The 14,456-nt window shown below is 75.1% G+C and carries 10 protein-coding genes; 7 read left to right on the top strand and 3 right to left on the bottom strand.

Going from position 1 to position 14,456, the window contains the following annotated elements:
• Positions 1-246 precede the first annotated feature (246 nt).
• Positions 247-2,022: a phosphatidylglycerol lysyltransferase domain-containing protein gene (locus tag IE329_RS15865; RefSeq protein WP_190211571.1), complete on the top strand. Its 1,776-nt coding sequence runs from the start codon at positions 247-249 to the stop codon at positions 2,020-2,022.
• A 262-nt stretch (positions 2,023-2,284) separates the two neighbouring features.
• Positions 2,285-2,995, top strand: a complete 711-nt coding sequence (locus IE329_RS15860; RefSeq protein ID WP_229927476.1) for a hypothetical protein — start codon at positions 2,285-2,287, stop codon at positions 2,993-2,995.
• Between the two features lie 60 nt (positions 2,996-3,055).
• Here IE329_RS15860 and IE329_RS40620 read toward each other — a convergent pair whose 3' ends face one another.
• Complete coding sequence (locus IE329_RS40620; RefSeq protein ID WP_229927483.1) at positions 3,056-3,970, bottom strand: ATP-binding SpoIIE family protein phosphatase; 915 nt, start codon at positions 3,968-3,970, stop codon at positions 3,056-3,058.
• Between the two features lie 143 nt (positions 3,971-4,113).
• Positions 4,114-5,907, bottom strand: a complete 1,794-nt coding sequence (locus tag IE329_RS40615) for a PAS domain S-box protein (RefSeq protein WP_229927475.1) — start codon at positions 5,905-5,907, stop codon at positions 4,114-4,116.
• Between the two features lie 275 nt (positions 5,908-6,182).
• Here IE329_RS40615 and IE329_RS15850 point away from each other — a divergent pair, with 275 nt between their 5' ends.
• The 5 genes from IE329_RS15850 to IE329_RS15830 all read left to right on the top strand — a co-directional run bounded on the left by IE329_RS15850 (position 6,183) and on the right by IE329_RS15830 (position 12,846).
• On the top strand, positions 6,183-7,349 hold the full coding sequence (locus tag IE329_RS15850) for a rhodanese-like domain-containing protein (protein WP_190211515.1): 1,167 nt from the start codon (positions 6,183-6,185) through the stop codon (positions 7,347-7,349).
• 285 nt (positions 7,350-7,634) lie between these two features.
• Complete coding sequence (locus IE329_RS15845) at positions 7,635-8,345, top strand: DUF5819 family protein (RefSeq protein WP_190211514.1); 711 nt, start codon at positions 7,635-7,637, stop codon at positions 8,343-8,345.
• On the top strand, positions 8,342-9,796 hold the full coding sequence (locus IE329_RS15840; RefSeq protein ID WP_190211513.1) for an HTTM domain-containing protein: 1,455 nt from the start codon (positions 8,342-8,344) through the stop codon (positions 9,794-9,796). Before IE329_RS15845 ends, IE329_RS15840 begins: the two co-directional genes overlap by 4 nt.
• A gap of 66 nt (positions 9,797-9,862) precedes the next feature.
• Entirely contained in the window at positions 9,863-12,013 is a 2,151-nt protein-coding gene (locus tag IE329_RS15835; protein ID WP_190211512.1) for an FUSC family protein, read from the top strand.
• Between the two features lie 65 nt (positions 12,014-12,078).
• On the top strand, positions 12,079-12,846 hold the full coding sequence (locus tag IE329_RS15830) for a TrmH family RNA methyltransferase (protein WP_190211511.1): 768 nt from the start codon (positions 12,079-12,081) through the stop codon (positions 12,844-12,846).
• A 28-nt stretch (positions 12,847-12,874) separates the two neighbouring features.
• Here the strand turns inward: IE329_RS15830 and IE329_RS15825 are convergent, their stop codons facing one another.
• On the bottom strand, positions 12,875-14,242 hold the full coding sequence (locus tag IE329_RS15825) for a peptidoglycan-binding protein (RefSeq protein WP_190211510.1): 1,368 nt from the start codon (positions 14,240-14,242) through the stop codon (positions 12,875-12,877).
• Between the last annotated feature and the right edge of the window lie 214 nt (positions 14,243-14,456).

The raw sequence follows: 14,456 nt of genomic DNA, 5'->3' as shown, positions 1-14,456 counted from the left end.
ATCGCCTACCGGGTTCACGAAATTCTCATGTCGGGTGGGCAACCATGGAATGAGCGGCCCCTGCGGGCGCGGGCCGGACGAGGCCGCGCCGGGCGAGGACGGCCCGGGCGGACGGGTCGGTGCCGCCGGCCGCGGCCCGCTGTCGCGGATGCGCCCCGTCACCTGATCGTTTGGAATAGAGCTGTGTCGTCCACTGTGAAGCCGGAGCCGTCCGCCGCAGCGCCCGCCGCGGACCGGCCCGGGCCCATGTCGCGCTGGCGCCCGAGGGCCGCGGCGGCGACGGTCTGGTACCTGCGGCTGCTCGCCCTGCTCAACGTCGTCACCGTGCTCGCGGTGCCGTTCCGCGACCAGGTGCAGGACCACAACGAGGGTGAGTTCTTCACCCCGTACCTGCTGACCGCGGGGCTGGGCTCGGTGGTCCTGTCGATCTTCCTGGCGGTCGCCATGCGGCGGCGCAAGCGGGCGGCGTGGATCTTCAACACCGCGCTCGCCGGCCTGACCTTCCTGGTGTACGTGCTGTTCATGGCGTGGCCGCCGGAGGACGGCTACGACTACGCCAAGCACCCCTTCAACTGGTTCTCCATCACGCTGACCGGGCTGTTCCTGGTGGCACTGCTGACCGGACGCAAGGAGTTCACCTCCAAGGGGGACAGCTCCAACCCGAAGACCGCGGCGGCCACCTTCGTGGCCGGCCTGCTGGCCGGGGCCGGGGTGGGCGCGTTCCTGGTGTGGCTGAACAACAGCCTGGCCGGCGCGCACTTCTGGGACCTCTACCGGTACGCGCTCGGCCGGATGGTCACCATCGCGCCGTCCCAGCACCTCGACTCGGTGATCTCCGTGCCGACCTGGGTGAACGCCGTCATCAACACGATGAGCGCGGTGCTCTTCCTGCTGGTGATCTACGTGGCCTTCCGCAGCCCCAGGGACAAGGAGCTGCTCACCCCGGAGGACGAGCGGCGGCTGCGGGACCTGCTCGACCGGCAGGGCGGGCGGGACTCGCTGGGCTACTTCGCGCTGCGCCGCGACAAGGCCGTGGTCTTCTCCCCCAGCGGCAAGGCGGCGGTGACCTACCGGGTGGTCGGCGGGGTCTCGCTGGCCTCGGGCGATCCGATCGGCGACCCGGAGGCCTGGCCGGGGGCGATCGACGCCTGGCTGACCGAGGCGCGCGAGCACGCCTGGGCGCCGGCCGTGATGGGCGCCTCCGAGGAGGCCGGGGTGATCTACGCCCGGCACGGGCTGGACGCGCTGGAGCTGGGCGACGAGGCGATCGTCGAGCTGGACGAGTTCTCGCTGGACGGCCGGGCGATGCGGGTGGTCCGCCAGGCCTACAACCGGGTCAAGCGGGCCGGCTACACGGTGCGGATCCGGCGGCACGAGGACGTGCCGGAGTGCGAGATGGCCGAGCTGGTCGAGCGGGCGGACCAGTGGCGGGACGGCGCCACCGAGCGCGGCTTCTCGATGGCGCTCGGCCGCCTGGGGGACCCGGACGACGGCCGCTGCGTGATGCTGGAGTGCCACGACGCCGAGGGTGAGCTGCAGGCCCTGCTGAGCTTCGTGCCCTGGGGCGAGAAGGGCCTCTCGCTGGACCTGATGCGCCGCGCCCGGGACACCGAGAACGGCCTGATGGAGTTCATGGTGATCGAACTTCTCCAGCGGGCCGGGGAGGTCCAGCTGGAACGGGTGTCGTTGAACTTCGCGATGTTCCGGTCGGTCTTCGAGCGCGGTTCGAAACTGGGGGCCGGCCCGGTCCTGCGGCTGTGGCGTTCCGTGCTGGGGTTCTTCTCGCGCTGGTGGCAGATCGAATCGCTCTACCGGGCGAACGCGAAGTACCGGCCGATCTGGGAGCCGCGTTATCTGCTGTTCGAGAAGAGCAGCGAGATCCCGCGGATCGGCATCGCGAGCGCGCGTGCCGAGGGTTTCATCACCGCACCGAGCCTGCCCGCTCTGTTCCGTCGCCGACACGCGCGTCCCGCTGTGGTGGGGCCGCGAGTGCCTACGGCGGAACGGACTGGGAAGGGGTAGTCCCTCCGCCGGGGGGCGGAGGGAAGCCGAATCACCCGAATGACGGTGTTTCGGTCGTCGATCTCCCACTTTGGGATGACGTGGAATCGACAGAATTGCCGATGGGGATTCTTTGGCCGCCTTCTAATGTTGAGTGGTGGTAGAGGTTTCGGGGAGCATCGGAATTGGAGCGAAGGCTGTGAATCAGAGGACCCACGCGGGGGGCGTGCGAAAGGGTCCGCTGGCATTTGCCAGGCGGGCCGTTGTCGCAGAGTGGGGGCCGTTGTTCGGCGCTGTCCGGGAACGGCTGGTGGAGCGGAAGTTCGCGGCCGTTCCGCTGGCCACCGCCGCGACGCTCCTGATCATGGTGTTCAGCGTCGTCCAGCACCTGCCGGGCGGCGAGCGCCTCGTGACCAGCATCGGGGTGGTGCGGGCCTCGCTGCCGCTGGAGGTCTCGCTGCTGCGGACCCCGCTCTCCCTCTACGTCCCGGCGCTGGACCTGCCGGTCTGGGGCGCGCTGGCCCAGGTCTTCCTGGTCTTCGGGCTGGCCGAGATCGTGCTGGGCCGCCGGATGACCCTGGTGATCGCCTACGTCTGCACCCTGGCCGGGACGCTCTTCGCCCGGGTGGCGGTGGCGGTCGGGCCGGACCACCTGCTGGGCTTCCCGCGGTGGGTGGCGCACGTGCGCGACACCGGCCCGTCGGCCGCCGTGGTGGGGCTGGCGCTCTGCATCGCCTTCCGCTGCCGGGCCTGGTTCACCGGGGGCACCGTGCTGGTGCTGATGATCGGCGAGGCCGTGATCCTGCCCAACCTGGCCGGCCTGGAGCACGTGGTCGCGCTGATGGCGGCGATGCTGATCGCCACGTCGGTCGAGGTGTTCGGGGGCCTCTGGCCGCGGATGCTGGCCGGGGTGGTCGCCGCCACCGCGATCGCCGCCGCCGGGCGCGCCGGCGAGGCCAGGCGGCGCGGCTCCGCGGGCGCCGTCATCCCCTGACGGGATCCGCCGGCGGGATCCGCCGGCGGGCCCGCCGCGCAGGGCGGGCCCACCGCGACGTCAGTCGCGGACGCTGCGGGGCAGCGGCAGCTCGAACCAGACCACCTTGCCGACGGCCTTGCGGGCCGAGCCCCAGCGCTCGGCGAGCTTGGTCACCAGGTGCAGTCCCCGGCCGGTCTCGCCGAGCGCCTCGGCGGGCTCCAGCGAGGGCAGGTTGTGGTTGTCGTCGCTGACCTCGACCAGCAGCTTGTCCACCCGGATCAGCTGCAGCCGCACCCTGTCCCGGGCCACCCGGACGGCATTCGTCACCAGCTCGCTCACCAGCAGCTCGGTGGTGTCCGTCAGCGCCTCCAGGTGCCAGGCGGCGAGCTGCTCGCGGACCAGCGTGCGGGCCCGGCGGACCTCGGCGGTGTCCACCGTGAGGTCCCAGGTGGCCACCTCGGTCGGGGCCACGCCGTCGAAGCGGGCCACCAGCAGGGCGACGTCGTCCTTGCGGTCGTCCGAGTGCAGCCGCTCCAGCACCACGTCGCAGGCCTGCTCGGGGGTCTGCTTGGGGTCGATCAGGTTGCCGCAGAGCGCGGCCAGCCCCGCCCCTATGTCGCTGCCGCGGACCTCGACCAGACCGTCCGTGCAGAGCACCAGCATCGAGCCGTCCTGGACGTCGATCTTCTTGGCGACGAACGGCACCCCGCCGACCCCGATGGGCGCCCCGGCCGGGATCTCCAGCAGCTCGCCGGTGCCGTCCGGGTGCACCAGGACCGGCGGGACGTGACCCGCGCTGGCCAGCTCGCAGGTGCGGTTGATCGGGTCGTAGACCGCGTACAGGCAGGTGGCCAGATGGTCGTCGCCGAGCTTGTGGGCCAGGTTGTCCAGGTGGCGCAGCAGCTGCCCGGGCGGCAGGTCCAGCGCGGCCAGGGTCTGCATCGCGGTACGGAACCGGCCCATCGCGGCGGCCGAGTGCAGGCCGTGGCCCATCACGTCGCCGACCACCAGGGCGACCCGGCTGCCGGGCAGCTGGATCGCGTCGAACCAGTCGCCGCCGACCTCGGCCCGCGGGTCGCCGGGCAGGTAGCGGTGGGCGATCTGGACGCCGGGGATCCGCGGCGGGCGGGTCGGGATCATCGACCGCTGCAGGGTGGTGGCGACCCGGGACTCGGCGCGGTGCAGCCGGGCGTTGTCCAGCGACAGCGCGGCCCGGGCGGCCAGCTCCTTGAGGGTGGCCGCGTCGCTCTCGTCGAAGGGCGCGCGGTCGGCCAGCCGCAGCAGCTTGAGGATGCCGAGCACGGTGCCGCGGGCGACAGCGGCACCACCAGCATCGAACGGCCGGCCACCACCGAGGCCAGCCCGGTGCCGCCCAGCGAGGCCGCGTAGTCCACCGCGACGTCCGGGCTGATCACCGGGACCAGCACCGGCTGGTTGAGCTGGAGCGCCATGCCCGGCGGGGTGCTGCGCGGCATCGCGAGCAGCGCGCCCTCCTCCAGGACGTGGTCCCACTGGCCGGCGGCGTCGTTGAAGGTGCGGGCGACCCGGCGCAGCATGGTGTCGTCGTCCGGCCGGGCGGCGGGCAGTTCCGAGTCGGAGATCAGCCCGTCCAGCAGGTCCACGCAGGCGAAGTCGGCGACCCGGGGGACGAGCACCTGGCACAGCTCGCGCGCGGTGGCGTGCAGGTCCAGCGTGGTGCCGACCTTGCCGCCGACCTCGCCCAGCAGCGCCAGCTGCTCGCCGGCCTGGCCGTTGGTCAGGATCGGGACCAGCTGGTCGGCCGGCCGGGCCCCGCCCGGGGCGGGCACGGTGGGGGTGACGGTGTCCGTCGCACGGTCGCGGTGGCCGTTGGCGGAGGGTTCGACGGCGGCCTGCTCGATGGTGGCTCCTCCTTCGGGTCCTTCGGAGCTGTCGGGTGCGGGCGCCGCCGCGGCCGACTCGCGCTGGCCGGGCAGCGCCCCGCCGGGCCCGGCCGGACCGGAGCCGCCGGACGGCAGCACCCGCAGGCCGAGCATGGCGCCACGGGCGATGGCGGGGGTGCCCCCGTCGGTCCGGCGTCCGGTCGCCTGCTCGCCCGGCCGGCCGGAGCCGAGCCGGGCGGCGCGCTGCTGCGCGGTCGGGTAGCGGCGGCCCAGCCCGGCGGCCGCGCGGGCGGTGCCGGCGGCGGGCAGTTCGTACGGGAGGACCGGCAGCGTGGTGGCCGCGTCCACCCACAGGGCGGGCAGGCCGGCCCGGAGCAGCTGCGCCAGCAGCCGCCGCACCCGCTCCGGCGACCCGGCGGGCAGCAGCGCGGCCAACGGGCCGGCCGAGCCCTGCCCGGGCGGGGCGAAGGTGGCGCCGAGCCGGTGGAAGCCGCCCTGGGCGGTGGTGGTGGCCGCGTACGGCAGCAGCTTGGAGCCGAGTGCGATCCGCGGGCCGGCCGAGCGCAGCGGGCGGGCGTCCACGGCCAGTGCCAGCAGGCTGCGGCCGGCCGGCTCGATCAGCGGGTAGGCCCACCAGAGGATGTCCCGCAGCCGCTCCTCGCGGTCGGTGACGGCCATCGGGCCCGACCACGGGGTGTCGAGCTGGGTGAGGTCGTCCAGGGTGTCGAAGGCGTCGCAGCGCCGGCCGGCCGACTGCCGGACGGTGCCGGGATGCGGGGCGGTGCCGGGCGGCCGGACCTGGCCGGGCAGGGCGTGCGGGCCGGTGCGCGGCTCGAAGGCGGGCAGCAGTCCGGAGGCGGTACGTCCGTGCGCGACCTCGGCGCGGTGCCCGAAGAGTTCCTCGGCCCCCCGGTTCCACTGGACGATCCGGCCGTCCTCGTCGACCAGCACGGCGGCGAGCCGCAGGAGGGCTGCCACTCCTGACGGCGGGTCGTCACGGTCGCCGGCACCGCCCTGGGCGGCCGGGGCGGCATCCGTACTCGGTGTGGAGTTGGGCTCGTCCACCATGGATTCGGTCTGCTCCCGCCTGGCCGCCGCGCCTGAGGGTGGCCGTTCTGTGTGGGGGGCGGCGTGCTCTGCCGCATCCAGCGAAGCACGGAGAGGGTCTGGACTGATAGCGAAACGGTGAGATTCGTAAGTATCAGTTGCGTGTCACCCAGAGTGCGCCGCCACGCACGCCCTGTCCATCCAACGAGTGTCGCAAGCTCCCTCCCGGCCCGCCGGGAGGCCGGGCCGGCGGGGTAGTCTGGCTGATCGCACCGAGACGAGACAGAGGCGAGAAGGTGACTGCGCAGAGCCCCGTCCGCTGGTCGGACCCCGAGCAGCAGGAGCTGGAGGAGCGGGTCGCCGCGACCGAACTCGCCTGGCTGACGATGGACGTCGACGTGCAGACCCTGCGGGTCGAGATCGACAACTTCGCGTTGATCCACCACCAGCTGCTCGGCCCGCTCTACACACGGCTGGACGAGCTGGACGCGCTGATCGCCGAGGCCGTCGCCGCCCGCACCGGCCACCCCGAGGACGTCCGGCGGGCCGCCGACGCCCGCCGGCAGGTGGACGAGCTCCCCGACCTGGAGTCGCTCTTCGCCGACATCCAGGAGCAGGAGGCGGCCGCCGCACCGCCGGAGCCGCCGACCCGGGTGCGTCCGGGCAAGGAGGCCCAGCGGATCTACCGCGACCTGGCCCGCCGGGCCCACCCGGACCTCTCCACCGACCCGGCCGAGCAGCGGCGCCGCTCGGCGTTCATCGCCCGGGTCAACGAGGCGTACGCCTACGGCGACGCCAAGGCCTTGGCGCAGCTCGCCGAGGAGTGGTCCACCGACCCCGAGGCCGCGCCCGCCGTCGACTCCCCCGACCGGCTGGCCTGGCTGCGCCAGCGGCTGGAGTGGCTCGGCGGGAAGATCGCCGAGGTGGCCGCCGAGCAGGTCCGGCTGGAGAACACCGCGATGGGCGAGCTGCTGGCGCTCTCCCCCCAGGACCCGGACCGGCTGCTGGAGGAGCTCGCCGAGCAGCTGCTCGCCAAGGCCGCCGCCCAGCAGGCCGAGCTGGAGCGGCTGCTCGCCGCGCCCGCCGGCCGGCCCGTGGACGACCGCACCGAGAACCCGACCCAGGAGACCCAGACGATGTTCCCCCAGATCCCCTCCATCGACGCCGCCGCCGTCCCCGCCGACGCCGTCCTGCTCGACGTCCGCGAGCAGGATGAGTGGGACGCCGGCCACGTGGACGGTGCGCGGCACATCCCGATCGGTGAGGTGGTCGCCCGGATCGGCGAGCTGCCCGACGCCAAGCTGTACGTGCTGTGCCGGGTCGGCGGCCGGTCCGCCCAGGTCGTGCAGTACCTGGTGCAGCAGGGCCTGGACGCGGTCAACGTGGACGGCGGGATGTTCGCCTGGGAGGGCGCCGGCCGTCCGATGGTCGGCACCGGCGGCGCCGAGGCCTTCGTCCTCTAGGACGGCTAGGACGGCTAGGACGGCCAGGACAGGCAGGACGGGCAGGACGGGCAGGACCGGCAGACCCGGCCGGACGCGCTCCCGTCCGCGCTCCGGGGCCGGCCGTCGTCGCGCCGGCCCCGGACCGGCCCCGCCGGACCCTCCCCCCGCCGTGGGGCCTTAGGGCAAGATGGGCGGGCGCGCCCGAGGGGTGCCCCCGGCCGGGCCCGGGAGCGGCCCCGCGCTGGGGCGCGCGCCGCCCGGCGCAGGGCCGGGCAGCGGCGCGAGCGACCACCCGGGGAGAGCATGGCGCGGACCATCGCCGGCGGGCCGGGACAGACCGGCGAGCCGCCCGGACCGGTGCCCGGGGAGCCGGCCGCCGCCCCCGCCCGCGTCTGGTCGACGCCCGCGCTGGTGGTGCTCTGCCTGTCCGGGGCCCTGCTGCTGGGCGCCACCGGGGTCTTCCTGGGCGCCGTCTTCCTGCACGTCGCGCCCGCGAACGCGCTGTCCCGGGAGTACCGGCACCAGGTCGACGGGATCGTCTACCCGGAGTTCGAGCAGAACTGGAAGCTGTTCGCGCCCAACCCGCTCCAGCAGAACGTCCGCCTGGACGCCCGGGTGCGGACCGTCGTGGACGGCGGCGCGACCCGCGAGCACGACTGGCTCGGCCTCACCGAGCAGGACATCGCGGCGATCCGCGGCAACCCGGCGCCCAGTCACGCCGACCAGAACATGCTGCGCCGGGCCTGGGACTTCTACGACGGCTCGCACGCCGGGCCGGACGGCACGCTGACCAACCCCCGGGGCAAGCTCGCCGAGCAGTACCTCAAGCGGATCGCGCTGCAGCGGATCGGCCGCACCGCCGACGGCGAGCGGATCCTGGAGATCCAGTTCCGGGTGACCGCGGTGCCGGTCGCGCCGCCCGGCTGGGCCGGCGAGAGCCCGCCGGTGACCCCGCCGGCCCGGGAACTGCCGTGGTGGCCGGTGAACGACGAGGACTACCGGGGGCTGGCGTGAGCGGGACCTCCCAGGCCGGGGCGCCGCAGGCGGAGCCCTCGCGCGGCCGCGGCGCCGGCCCCCAGCGGGCCGGTGACCAGCGGGCCGGTGACGAGGGCCCGGGCCCGGCGCTGCCGCCGGAGCAGCAGCTGCTGGTCGGGATCCCCCGCCAGCCGGCCGCGCTGGCGGGCCTCCCCGACGCCGTACCGGTGCCGGCCGCCGTCCCCGGAGCGGCCCCCCGGCCCGCCGGCGGCGCCGGGACCGACGTCGGCACCGGCCCTGTGAGCGGCCCCGCGGCCGGACCGGCGGCCGCGGTGGGGGCGGCCTTGGCCCGGGGCTTCGCCGCCTTCACCGGGCGGGTCTTCGGCCCGTACCAGGCGGCCGTGGTGCGGATCGGCTTCGGGCTGGCCTGGCTGGCCTTCCTGCTGCGCGAGTGGCCCGAGCGCCGGGTGCTGTACGGGGACCGCTCGCCCTGGTCGCTGGACCTGGCCGGACGGCTGCTGGCGGACAACGGCGCGTTCACCGTGCTGACCTGGTCCGGCGGCCGGCTCTGGTTCGAGCTGGTCTACCACCTGGCCGTGCTGGCCGCCCTGCTGGTGGTGCTCGGCTGGCGGACCAGGGCCAGTGGCGTGCTGTTCATGGTGACCCTGCTGTCGCTGCAGAACCGGAACGTCTTCGTCGGCGACGGCGGCGACAACGTGCTGCACGTGATGGCGGTCTACCTGGTCCTCACCCGGTGCGCGACCGTCTGGTCGCTGGACGCCCGCCGCCGCGCGGGCGGTGACCGCGGCCGGGGCGGGGTGGCGCTCTGGGCCGTGCTCGGCGCCGCGCTGACGGCGGCCCAGTTCGGCGGCTTCTCCGGCGGCAGCCTGGACTGGGTGTCGGCGGCCCGGCCGTACCCCGGGTTCGCCCCGCTGCTCTGGGGCCTGTGGGCGGTGGCCGGCCTCTGGTACGCCGTCAACCGCTGGTGGCCGGACGGGGAGCCGAGGGCGGTGCTGGACGCGCTGGCCACCATGCTGCACAACTGCGCGCTGCTGGTGATCGCCGCCGAGGTGGTGCTGATCTACTCGACGGCCGGCTGGTACAAGGTCCAGGGCTCGCGCTGGCAGGACGGGACCGCCCTCTACTACCCGCTGCACCTGGACTACTTCGCGCCCTGGCCGTGGCTGTCCGGGCTGCTCGGAGGCGCCCTGCTGCCGGTCTTCCTGATCACCTACGGGACGGTGGCCGTCCAGGTGGCCTTCCCGTTCACGCTGATCGACCGGCGGGTCAAGAACGTGCTGCTGGCCGTGATGATGGCCGAGCACGCGGGGATCGCGGTGGTGCTCGGGCTGCCGGTCTTCTCGCTGGCGATGATCGCGGCGGACGCGGTGTTCCTGCCCACCACCCTGCTGCTCCGGGCCGGGGCCGGGCTCTCCGGCCTCCGGCTCCGGCCCGCCGTCCCCCGGGCCGGACGCCGGCGGCCGCGGTAGCCGTGGTCGCCGGGGGCGCGCTGCTCCGGCCGCCCACCCTGGGTCGACCGGTCTAAGCTGTCCGTTATGTCCTGGTTAGCTGCCCTCCGCGACACGGCGCGGGCCGGGCTGACCCTGGACCGGACCCTCACCAACCCCCAGCGGGCGCTGCGCGGCGCCGTCGCCGTCGCCCTGGTGATCTTCCCGACCCTGGCCGTCGGCGGGCCCGGGCTGGCCACCTCCGCCGCGATGGGCGCCTTCATCGCGGGCACCGCGACCTTCCAGCGCAGCTTCCGGCCCCGGCCGACCATCGCGGTCGCGGCCGGCGCCGGGCTGGGCATCAGCACCTTCCTCGGGTACCTGGCGGTCGGCGTGCCGGGGGCCTTCCCCGTCCTGCTGGCGGTCTGGGCCTTCGGCGCCGGGCTGATGTGGGCGATCGGGCCCACCGCCGGCGTGGTCGCGGCCACCACCGTCTCGGTGATGCTGGTCGTCGTCCAGCTGCCGGTCAGCGTGCCCGCCGCGCTCGGGCACGGCCTGGTCTGCGCGCTCGGCGGCGCCGTCCAGGCCCTGCTGATCACCGTCTGGCCGATCGGCAACTGGACCGCCCAGCGCGAGGCGCTCGCCGACACCTTCGCCGAACTCGCCGACTACGCCCGCCGGCTGCGTCACGACCCGATCGCGCACCTGGACCCCGCGCCCTTCATCACGGCCCGCCACGCCGCCACCCTGACCTCCTGGCAGGAACGTCGCCGGCCGGCCGAGATGCGCGGACTGCGCAGCATCGCGGAGCGGATCCGCCCGGCCCTGGCCGCCATCGCCGACCCGAAGGTCGGCGCCCCGGCGGAGGGGCCCGAACGAGACCGGGCCCGCGAGGTGCTGGCGGCCGCCGCCGAGGCGACGGACGCGCTGGCCCGGGCGGTGCGCACCGGCGACCCGCTCCGGCTGCCGCGCTCGACCCCCGCGCTCACCCTGGTGACCCCCGCGCAGGGGCCGCAGCTGCGCGGCGCCGCCCGCCGGGCCACCCGCCGGCTGGCCGGCCTGCTGCGCCGGGCCGCCGACATCCTGGACGGCAGCGACGAGGAGAGCATCGGCTCGCTGGCGGTCGACCCCGGCAGCACGCTGCGCAAGCCCCCGCTGCACCGGATGGTGCCGGTGGCGGCCCGGACCGTCCGGCGGCAGCTGGAGCCGCACTCGGCGGTCTTCCAGCACGCCGTCCGGCTGTCCGGGGTGGTCACCGTCTCCTACCTGCTCGCCCGGACGGTCGGCTTCCACCACGGCTACTGGGCCCCGCTGACCTCCGCCATGGTGATGCGGCCCGACTTCGCGCAGACCTACAGCCGGGGGGTGGCCCGGCTGGCGGGGACCGTGGTCGGCGTGGCCTTCTCCACCCTGGTGGTGCAGCTGCTGGACCCGGGGCAGTGGCTGTCGGCCGGCTTCGCGGTGCTCTTCATCGGCGGCGCCTACCTGACCCTGCGCACGGGGTACGCGCTGATGACCGCCTGCGTCTCCTCGTACGTGGTCTTCCTGCTCGGCCTCCAGCCGGGGGACCCGCTGGCCACCGCCTTCGAGCGGGTCGGGCTGACCCTGCTGGGCGGTGGCGTGGCGCTGCTCGCGTACGCGCTCTTCCCGACCTGGCAGTCGGCCCGGCTCGGCGAGCGGCTGGCCGAGTGGCTGGCCGCCGCCGGCCGCTACAACGCCGCCGCGCTGCGGGTCTACGGCGACCCGGCCACCGACGGCTCCGGCGAGGTGCGCTCCGCCCTGCTGGACTCCCGGGAGGCCCGCTCCGAGCTGATGCAGGCGGTGCAGCGGGCGGACGTCGAGCCGGGCCGGAACAGGACCCGGCTGCCGGACGTCTCGCGCAAGCAGATCGACCGGGCCCGGGCGGCGGTCGGCCACCTCGGCCGGGTCGGCATCCTGCTGGAGGCGCACCTGCCGGGCCGGGACGCCGACCCGGTGCCCGGCGTCCCCGAGTTCGCCGACGAGGTCAGGTACGGGACGGCGCTGGCGGCCGGCGCCCTGCTCACCGGGCGGCGGGTGGAGTTCGACTCGGTCCGTGAGGCCCACGCCAAGCTGGAGCGGGAGCTGGCGCAGGCGCCGGAGAGCGACCGGCTGGACGTGATCAGGTCCGCCACCCGGTTGTTGCTGCAGTCCCTGAAGGACCTGGAACGGGCGCTGCGCCGCGGCGGCGGGCCGGGCGCCGCGCAGCAGCCCCGGGAGCGCGAGCACACGGGCTCCTGAGGGCGGCCGGCGGCCGGGCGCGGGGGCCCGCCCGAGCGGCGGGCTGGGGGTGGCAGAGTGGGGGGATGAACGACGAGGCCGAGGCCACCGGGTTGGTACGGAGCTGGCGGGAGAGCGCCGCCGCCCCCGGGACGGTGGTCCTGGACGGGTTCCACGCACTGAAGCACGCGCTGCGCTTCGGCGGGGACGTCCGGTACGCGTGCACCGACGACCTGGCCGCGCTGCTGCGCCTGGCGGACGAACTGGCGCCGGACGTGGCGCCCGCCCTGGCCGCGCTGGCGGTGGAGCTGCCCGGCCCGGCGCTGCGCGCGCTGGCCCCGAAGCCACACCCGACGGGAGTGGTCGCGCTGGCCGTCCGGCCCGGCCCGGCGGCCAACCTGGCGGCGCTGTCCCGGAGCCCGCGCCCGGCCCCGGTGGTGCTGCTGGAGAACCCGCGCAACCTGGGCAACGTCGGGGCGGTGATCCGGCTGGCGGCCGGCTTCGGCGCCACCGGCGTGGTGACCACCGGCGACCTGGACCCCTGGCACCCGAACGTGGTGCGGGGCAGCGCCGGACTGCACTTCGCGACGGCGGTGGAGCGGCTGACGCTCGCCGAGCTGCCCGCCGGGCCGCTCTACGTCCTGGACCCGGAGGGCGCCGACATCAGGTCGGTGACCGTGCCGGACGACGCGCTGCTCGCCTTCGGCACCGAGCGGCACGGGGTCTCCGAGGAGCTGCGCGGGCGGGCCGCGCGGCTGGTCGCGGTGCCGATGCAGCCGGGGGTGTCCAGCTTCAACCTCGCCACCAGCGTGGCGATGGGGCTCTTCCACTGGATGTCCGGCCGCCGGCCCTGACACTCCGGGCCGGCCGCCGGACGGCGGCTCAGCCGAACAGCCGGCGCCAGGTGTCGGGGCCCGGGTAGCCGTCCGCCTCGTCGCCGCTCCAGCCCAGCGAGAGCTGGAAGGCCCGGGTGTTCAGCCGGTCGCTCTCGCTCCAGCGCGGGCCGGGGCCCTGGCTGTAGTAGCGGCCGAACCCCTTGCGGACCAGCTGCTCGCCGAGCTGCTGGACGTAGCTGTTGGACTGACCCGGCGCGAACCTGTCCACGCCGGGGAAGGCCGGGACGCCGGTCGCCGGCGGGGTGGTGGGCGGCGTGGGGGTGGGCGGGGTGACCGGCGGCGGGGGCGATCCGCCGCCGATGTTCTTGCCCTTGCCGTTGACCAGGAAGTCCCAGGTGTCCCGGCCGGGCAGGCCGTCCGCCTCGGCGCCGGTCCAGCCCTGGGCCAGCTGGAACGCCTCGGTCGCCTTGCGGTCCGCCTCGCCCCAGGTGGGGCCGGGGCCCTCGGAGTAGAACCGGCCGCCGCCGCGCTGGACCAGCATCTGCCCGAGCCGGGTGATGTACTCGTTGGACCGGCCGGGGCCGAACTTGTCCGCCCCCGGGAAGGCCGTGCCCTGGCCCGTCCCGTCGCTGCTGCTGCCCGTGCCGGTGCCCGTGCCGGTGCCCGGGTCGGTGCCGCCCTCGGTGCCGCCGGGGGACAGCGCCTTGTAGCGGTAGGGCAGGTACCCGGTGGAGTTGCTCCAGTAGGCGTACGGGGTGGTCCGCCGGGTGGTGGTCGGGGAGGTCTGCTCGTACGCCAGATAGCTGGTGCGGGCGGCGTCGGCCCACCCGCCGAAGATCGTCACGTGCGAACCGGCCTGCGGGTTCGAGGGGTTGTTGAAGATCAGCACGTCGCCCGGCTGGAGTTCGTCCTTGGTGATCCGGTCGGCGAGGCCGGGCAGGGTCCAGGTGGTCTCGCTGGCGGCCAGCCCCCAGGCCATCGAGACGTAGCCGGAGCAGTCCTGGCGGTATCCGTCGGACCAGTACGTGCTCATGCTGTACGGCACCTTCTGGTCCACCCAGCCCTGCGCGCGGGCGATGATCTGCTCGCGGGTGATCCCCTGCACGGCCTGCAGCCGGGCCGTGCCGCCCGCCGGGTCGCCGCCGAACCGGCCGGTGACCTCGCCCTGCGGGGTGCGGGGGGCCGGGGTGCTGCTGCTCGGCGTGGGGACGGCGGCCGCGGCCGCGCCGCCGCCCAGCACGGTGCCGACGGCCGCGAACAGGACGGCGGCCCGGCGGCGGACGCTGTGCGCCGCCGCGTGCCCGCCGTCCCGGACGGCCGCGGCGTGCAGCCTGGCCCGGCGGCGGGCGTTGCAGCCGGGGCATATGCAGTCGGTGTCCGGCTCGACCTCGTCGAACTCCAGCAGTCGGGTCATCTCCGCCCCTTTCCAGGGCACGTCGTTCCGGGGCCCGTCGCCCCCGGCCGGGAGCCACCTCGCGCGGGGGCTGACGGCACGGCAGGAGTGACCTTCCCAGGCCGATTCGGTGTTATCAGGACCAACGTCCCAAATCGGACGGGTATTCGGCACGGTGGGATGGGCCGCGCGGGTGAGCCGGCTCGGCGGGGGCGGAGCTGAAAGACCGTCGGAC

It is taken from the genome of Kitasatospora indigofera, from assembly GCF_014655955.1.
Lineage (GTDB): Bacteria > Actinomycetota > Actinomycetes > Streptomycetales > Streptomycetaceae > Kitasatospora > Kitasatospora indigofera.
This window is presented reverse-complemented; position numbering and strand designations above follow the sequence as displayed.